We start from the raw sequence: 7,036 nt of genomic DNA, 5'->3' as shown, positions 1-7,036 counted from the left end.
GTGCGCAACAAAAGGCCGGACAAAAGACCGCACTCGATCACGCGTTCATAAGTTCAGAAAATCCTTGCAAACCGAGCGGCATCCACAAAAGAAGGTTGAATGGCCGGCATGGTGGGCAACCCACCTGCGGCGGAAGCCTCGCCGCCAGTCCGGCGAGCCCCGGATTGCCACGGTCAACTACCGTACCAGCGGCGAATGGTAGGTCCATGCGCAGCACGGACCGCCATGCCTCGTTCGTGCTTGAGGCCGGAAATACCAAAACAACCCCATGCACCGTACCTTTTGCCTCCGCGATCGCGATCAGAGTTGGCCGACGGCAGGTCGTGACAGCACGCTGGGACCATTGATTCGAGCAAGGTTTGAAGACGATGTCCGACGACAAAAATGATGAGGGAGCGCAGCCGGAACCGGCGAAAAGGGCCAGCAGCGTGATTTCGCAGTTGCAGGAGACGCCCGCCGAGCGCGACGTATACGGCGATCAGATGGCGCAGTTGCTGGAACGGCTGTTCGATTACACGATGGATAGCTTTGATGAGTCTCAGAAGGCCCGCGATGGCCTTTTGCGCCATCTTATGGCGAAGCTTGCAGCCGACATGTCGCAGGCCCATGCACGGCTTGTCACCGCCCGCGATAAGCACCTCAAGTCAAGGGTCCGATAGATGGCCGGGAGCCATACTCGAAATGTCATCCCGATGCAGGTGGCCCCGCGCTGTGGAGCCAGAACCCGTTCAGGCAAGCCCTGTGCCGCTCCGGCGGTAGCTGGTGCCGCACGCTGCCGGATGCATGGCGGCAAAGGTTCAGGCGCACCCGAGGGCAACCAGAACGCGCGCACCCACGGGCTGTATGATCAGGTGATGCAGGAGCGGCGCCTCGTGCATAGCGGACTCAAAGCCGAAGTGCGGCTCGCGATTGCCATGCTTCAGACTCGTCGATCGCGGGAAGTGGATTAGAGAGCCGCGCAGATAAGATTTGCATAGCCTCAGAAGCTATGGCGACAGACTGACCGGCTCCGACAGGTGATTTGCAGCGGGGCCACCAAGCAAGGAGCCGACCGGTCATGCGCACGAGTTTGTCCCACCCACTTCAAATCGCAGCAGTGCCTGCCGGAGCCGGTCACGGCCTGATCGGCCTGACCCTGTGCCCGGGCAAGAAGCAGTCTCATGCTGCCAGCGGAGCTTGGGACCGCGACCTCATGCTCGACCTAGAGGTGATCGCTGCCTGGAACGCGGCAGCCGTCGTCACTCTTGTCGAAGACCATGAGCTCGAGCGCCTGCAGGTAACCCGGCTTGGTCAGACCGTGCAGGAGCAGCACATGGCCTGGCACCATCTGCCGCTGCGCGATGGCAGCATACCTGGACCGGCATTCGAGGCAGCGTGGCTTGAGGCAGGTGCCGGACTCCGAGCGATGTTGCGCGACGGAAGCAATGTCCTGCTGCACTGCAAGGGCGGCCTCGGCCGCGCAGGGACGGTCGCGGCGCGGCTGTTGGTGGAACTTGGCACGCAACCCGCCGAAGCCATTGCGCAGGTGCGGGCCGCCCGTCCTGGAGCGATCGAGACCGCAGGGCAGCATGCCCATATCCTCGCGCTTGAGCCGATCGAAGCGCCCCTCCCCGACACCGGCCCGGACGCCACACGCGACCGCGCCGTTGGTGCACTCCTTGGCCTCGCGGTCGGCGATGCGCTCGGGACCACCGCCGAGTTCAAGCCGCGCGGGAGCTTCCCGCGCCTGACTGATATGGTCGGCGGCGGACCGTTTCGGCTTCAGGCCAGCCAATGGACGGACGACACCGCAATGGCGCTCGCCTTGGCGACTTCGCTGATCGAATGCGGCGATCTTAATGAGTCCGACCTGATGAGCCGCTTTGTCGACTGGCGCGACAATGGGGAATACTCCTGCACTGGCACCTGTTTTGATGTGGGGATCACCGTCTCGTCTGCCCTGCACAGCTTCAAGCTCACCGGCGACCCCATAGCCGGATCGACCGATCCGATGTCCGCGGGCAACGGTAGCCTGATGCGTCTTGCCCCCGTCGCGATCCGTTACTGGCAAGATGAGGCCGTCCGGCGGGATATCGCTGCCCGGCAGAGCCGGACCACGCACGGCGCACCCGAGGCAGTCGATGCCTGTATCGCCTATGCCGATATCCTCGCCGAAGCCATCGCCGGACACCCACGTCACGCCGTGCTGCGCAGCCGATCGGCGGACTACGCCGGGGCCGTCCGCCCCATCATGGCCGGATCCTGGCGCGGCAAGCACCGGGACGAAGTTCGTGGTTCGGGTTATGTCAGTCACAGCCTTGAAGCCGCGCTGTGGTGTGTGGGGCGCACCAGCATCTTTGCCGATGCCGTCCTGTTAGCCGCAAACCTCGGCGAAGACAGCGACACGACCACAGCGATCACCGGGCAACTTGCAGGTGCGCTCTATGGCAAGGAAGGCATTCCCGAGCCATGGCTTGCCAAACTGGCATGGCGAGAGCCCATTGAAACGCTGGCCCTTGAACTGACGACGCCCGCCGGATGGTATCCGGGCCAGGTCTCGACCTGTTCACCGTAATCAACCGACTTACCTTACCGCTGCTGCCACCGCCTGACGTTGAGGCGACTTGATGTGCGATTGCGGGCGGCGTCAGGTTCGTTTGGCAAAGCAAGCTTGGTCCGCAATCCATGTCGGAAATGTTGGACGATCCGGAAAGTCTCCTTTCAGGACCGCAAATTGGGATAGCGGACATTTTCATGCATAGTTGAGGCAAACTCCCCGTGGCCATTCCGGCCACAGGAGAAGTGTCATGGGACATTTAGACCTCGAAGGCATTCCAGATACCGATGTCGATCACAAAACCCCAAAATAAACTTTAGCCACCTACGAACTTTGCCGGGCGCTTCTCAAGGAAGTGCGCAACGCCCTCCTTGAAATCCGCGCTTTTCAGGCTTTCCCGCATTTCCTCATCGGCTTCCTGCATCGAGGTTGCGAGATCGACGAACAGGGCGTCCCACAGCTGGCGCTTCATGATGCGGGTCGAGCGCGGAGAGACATTCGCCGCCAGGTTCTCGGCATATTCGCGTGCCTCGTCCAGCAGCCGTTCGGGGGCGCAGACCCGGTCTGCCAGGCCGATGCGGTATGCCTCGTCGCCATCTACTCGACGCGAGGAGAACATCAGGTCCAGTGCACGGCTATGTCCCACCAATCGCGTCAGCATCCAGCTGGTGCCATGTTCCGCGATCAGGCCGCGCCGCGAGAATGATGTCACAAATGCCGCGTTGCTGGAGGCAAACCGCAAATCGCAGAACAGCAGAAGCGCAAGCCCCAGCCCGGCCGCCGCACCGTTGACCGCGGCAATAATCGGCTTGCCGACCGACGGCAGCCAGGTCATCGGATGCTGGAAATCTTCGCGGGCCGCCGGGTCAAGCGGGGTGAACGATTTGCTTGGGGTCTTGCCGCTCGAGGTCATTCCATCCAGCGCGTTCATGTCGACGCCCGAGCAGAACCCCTTGCCCGCGCCGGTCACGATAATCGCACGCACCTGCGGATCGTTGTTCGCCTGCTCCATGGCCTGGCGGAATTCTGCCGCCATGGTCGGGGTCCAGGCGTTCAGGCGCTCTGGCCGGTTCAGCGTGATGGTGGCGACCGCGCGGATCACATCATAACAAATCTGCGAATAGGTCACTGGTTATCCTCTCGTGTCTCAGGCGCTTTGATGCAGGCTATCAAACCAGCCGAATAGTCACGCCGAACAGTGCGATATTCCCCTCACTGGTCAGGCAGCCGTGCCGAACAGCGTTTTCGCGCAGCTGCGCGGCGCGGGCGGAGTGCAGGTCGAAGGCTTGGAATCCTTCACTGCCGTTGCCTGCTGGGGCCGCAAACCGCAGCTCGCCTTCATCCAGGCCGATGCGGCTTGCATGATCGCAATGTTCCATCGGGCGACCGAGAATTTCCCCCCAGCGCCCCGCCATGCCCTGCGGGTCGAGCGCGCTTATTCCAATCCCGGTAATGGCCTCGTCATGGGTAGCGGACTTTTGCCAGTCGGGGCCGCCCCATTCCCAGTCGGACCAGCGCGGCATGTAATCGATGGACAGCAGGGTTCCGCCAACATCCTTGGGATGCAGGTGCATGAAGCCCGCGCCATTGCGGTCCAACTGATCCGCCACGCGCACACCCGCAGCATCAATTCGCGCGCGCGCTTCGTCTGCCCCGTCGGTTTGAAGAATGACCATATAGCCGCAGTCACCGCCTTGCTTGGCCAGCAAGCGCCCGACGGTGGTGTTTTCGGTGATCGGCGATACGAATTCCAGAAAGGTGTTGTCGATCGCATAGACCGCATTGCGCAGCCCGTAACGCACGATTGCCGGGTCTTGATAGGCTGAGCCCAGGCCAAGAATCTGGCTGGCCTGCAATGTTGCAACTTCAAGGTCAGTTACGGCGAGTGCAATCTGGCGCAGGCGCAGTTTCATCTTGGTACTCCGGTAGTTTGGAGCAGGACCATAGCGCTTTATCCTTCGTCACGTTCCGTGAGCAACCGCAGCGCTTCAGGATCGAGGACTGTCAGGCTGCGGTAAGCAACTTCTATGGCGCCGCCTCGCTCCCATTGCTTGAGCAGGCGGTTGATGCTTTGCCGCGATGCGCCGAGCATCTGGCTCATTTCCTCTTGCGAGAAGCGGAGCGTGACCGGGTGATGTGGTCCTGCCGCTGCAAGCTCCCGCCCATGCGCCTGCAGCACTTCCCGCGCCAGGCGGGCGGGCAAGGGGCGCAGCACGGTATCGTCCATCCGGCTGAGTATCATGCGATACCGCCTCCCCATCATGGCCAGGAATTGCAGCAAGAAATCCGGCCGGTGGTCGACAAGCTGGTGGACTGCTGCAGCCGGGACGATCAGCACAGCGCTGGCAACAATCGCCATGGCGTCATTTCCGCGCGGCTCTCCCGAAAACAGGGAGGCTTCGCCGAACCACTGGTTTTGAGTCACCATGCTGAGAACGGATTCCCGGCCCTCGGGGCTGGTCACGCTGAGGCGCAGTACTCCCTCTTCAACGCAGAACAGCGCATCGGGCACGGACCCGAACGCATAAAGCTGCTCACCCCTGCCAAGCAGTCGGCGGCGGGCATGCTGGCGCAGCGCAGCATCGAGCTCCGGGCTCAATACTCCTGGTTCGTGCTGGGCCCTGTCTTCGTGCAACTGCCGATGTCCTTGATCCGCCTGTGAGGGCTGGCGTTCAACTGGCCAGTGCTTCCTTTAACCGGTCGCGCCGCTCCTTGAACATCGGAATGTCCTCGTAGGGAATATCGGGATTGGATCCCGCCGCGATGTTATCCAGGCGGTTCTTGACGATCGGGAGCAGTTCCGGGCTGGGATAGACGTAGAACTGTCCCACTTCGATTGCCTGGAAAGTGATGCTGGCCACTTCTTCTGCGGTCAACGACCCATTGGCGAGATCCTTCGCGGAAATGGCCTGGGTCGCCAGCTGGGACTTTGTCGGGCCGCTTTCATTGGCAAGATCGGCGGGCCGGGTGCGATAGCATTGGCTGATGTTGGTGGTCACGTATGAGGGACACAGCACAGCTGTCTTGACCTGATCTCCGGCCAGATCGAGATCGTGGTAAAGGCATTCCGAAATCGCGATCACGGCGTGTTTGGAAACGCTGTAAATGCCCATGCCGGGTGCCGTAACCAGTCCGGCCATCGAGGCGGTATTCACAATGCAGCCTTGATAGGCCGGGTCGGCAGCGGCGGCAGCAAGCATCCGCGGGGTGAAGCTCCGCACACCGTTGGCCACCCCATCGACGTTGACGGCGAACACCCACTTCCAATCCTTTTCGGTGCTTTCCCAGATCGGCCCACCGGATGCGACCCCGGCATTGTTGAACACCAGGTTGGCGGGGCCAAACTGGCGTTCGGCGGCCTCTGCGAGCGCCTCAACCGAAGCAGCGCTGGTCACGTCGGTCAACACACCAATCGCATCCGCACCGCTGGCCCGCAGCTCTTTAACCGCCGCATTCATCGCCTCGGCCTGCACGTCGGCAATCACCACCCGCATTCCCCGGCGTGCGGCCTCCTGTGCAATAGCCTTGCCCAGGCCAGAACCGCCGCCGGTTACTACGGCTACGCCGCCTTTCATGTTCTTCATCTGCACGCTCCTCGGTCTTTGCGGGTCCGGCCCGGTCAATAGCTGTAGGAAAAGATCGGATCGTCGAGATCGATGGCCGGGATGGCCTTGCTCTCGTAGAGATAATCCTGGCTGTGCTGCCACTCCGGCTTGTCACCGCTGCGTGGCAAGCGGTCCAGGCTGCGCAAGAGGTAGCCGGGATTGAGGTATTCGGTGTCGACCCACGGCCGCAGCGGCATGTCGTGATCATCCGGGCGCAAGGTCGGCGCTACGCTCTTCGCGCCGCGCGCCTCCAGATGGCGCAGCAGGCGGCAGACGAACTCGCCGATCAGGTCCGCGCGCAAGGTCCAGCTATAGTGCCCATAGCCATAAATCCAGGCCATGTTCGGCACGCCGGTGAACATCGTCCCGCGATAGGTCACAGTCTGCGCAAAATCGATATGGCGTCCGTCAACCCGGAAGGGGATCTCGCCCATCCCGGACATCTCAAAGCCGGTCGCGGTGATCACCACGTCGCAGTCGATGCGGCTGCCTGAACCAAGCTGGATCCCGGTTTCGTCAAAGGCTGCGATCTGGTCCGTCACGACCGATGCCTTGCCCGAAGCGACGGCCTTGAACAGGTCGCCATCAGGCACAAAGGCCACGCGCTGCTGCATGGGCTTGTAGGGCGGGGTAAAGTGGCGATCGACATCAAAGCCTTCGGGCAGGCAGGCCTTGACCCCGTCGATCAGCAGTTTCTTCAGCTTGTCGGGCGCTGCCTGCGCGCGCTCCAGCAGATCGGCGCGGTCGCGCACCACCTTGCGGCGCATGATTTCATGGATCCAGGCGTCATCGACATACAGCTGGACGCCTCGAAAAACTCTGGCGTTTGAAGGTCGGATTTGATTCACTTCGCCGACGAGGCGTCGGAGGCGGTGATGGCAGGGCAGCCGGGTTT

9 protein-coding genes are annotated in these 7,036 nt (G+C 62.1%); 4 read left to right on the top strand and 5 right to left on the bottom strand.

Going from position 1 to position 7,036, the window contains the following annotated elements; translation table 11 throughout:
* The 4 genes from IE113_RS16345 to IE113_RS16020 form a co-directional block, all read left to right on the top strand.
* The coding region (locus tag IE113_RS16345; protein WP_229822694.1) for a hypothetical protein at positions 1–202 on the top strand (202 nt) is incomplete at its 5' end.
* A gap of 166 nt (positions 203–368) precedes the next feature.
* The gene (locus IE113_RS16025) at positions 369–659 is read left to right on the top strand and encodes a hypothetical protein (protein ID WP_189543318.1); all 291 of its coding nucleotides are present in this window, start codon (positions 369–371) and stop codon (positions 657–659) included.
* Complete coding sequence (locus IE113_RS16470) at positions 660–950, top strand: HGGxSTG domain-containing protein (protein WP_373297884.1); 291 nt, start codon at positions 660–662, stop codon at positions 948–950.
* Positions 951–1,057: 107 nt separating this feature from the next.
* Positions 1,058–2,554, top strand: coding sequence for an ADP-ribosylglycohydrolase family protein (locus IE113_RS16020; RefSeq protein WP_189543315.1), 1,497 nt, complete (start codon positions 1,058–1,060; stop codon positions 2,552–2,554).
* A gap of 298 nt (positions 2,555–2,852) precedes the next feature.
* Here IE113_RS16020 and IE113_RS16015 read toward each other — a convergent pair whose 3' ends face one another.
* The 5 genes from IE113_RS16015 to IE113_RS15995 form a co-directional block, all read right to left on the bottom strand.
* Positions 2,853–3,665, bottom strand: coding sequence for an enoyl-CoA hydratase (locus IE113_RS16015; RefSeq protein WP_189543313.1), 813 nt, complete (start codon positions 3,663–3,665; stop codon positions 2,853–2,855).
* Between the two features lie 40 nt (positions 3,666–3,705).
* On the bottom strand, positions 3,706–4,449 hold the full coding sequence (locus IE113_RS16010; RefSeq protein ID WP_189543311.1) for a VOC family protein: 744 nt from the start codon (positions 4,447–4,449) through the stop codon (positions 3,706–3,708).
* 38 nt (positions 4,450–4,487) lie between these two features.
* Positions 4,488–5,135, bottom strand: coding sequence for a Crp/Fnr family transcriptional regulator (locus IE113_RS16005; protein WP_229822692.1), 648 nt, complete (start codon positions 5,133–5,135; stop codon positions 4,488–4,490).
* 73 nt (positions 5,136–5,208) lie between these two features.
* Positions 5,209–6,120 (bottom strand): SDR family NAD(P)-dependent oxidoreductase, encoded by a 912-nt coding sequence (locus IE113_RS16000; protein ID WP_039331945.1) that lies wholly within the window; start codon positions 6,118–6,120, stop codon positions 5,209–5,211.
* A 35-nt stretch (positions 6,121–6,155) separates the two neighbouring features.
* Complete coding sequence (locus IE113_RS15995) at positions 6,156–6,908, bottom strand: NAD(P)/FAD-dependent oxidoreductase (RefSeq protein ID WP_229822683.1); 753 nt, start codon at positions 6,906–6,908, stop codon at positions 6,156–6,158.
* Positions 6,909–7,036 lie beyond the last annotated feature (128 nt).

It is taken from the genome of Novosphingobium arvoryzae (assembly GCF_014652615.1).
GTDB classification, from domain to species: domain Bacteria; phylum Pseudomonadota; class Alphaproteobacteria; order Sphingomonadales; family Sphingomonadaceae; genus Novosphingobium; species Novosphingobium arvoryzae.
This window is presented reverse-complemented; position numbering and strand designations above follow the sequence as displayed.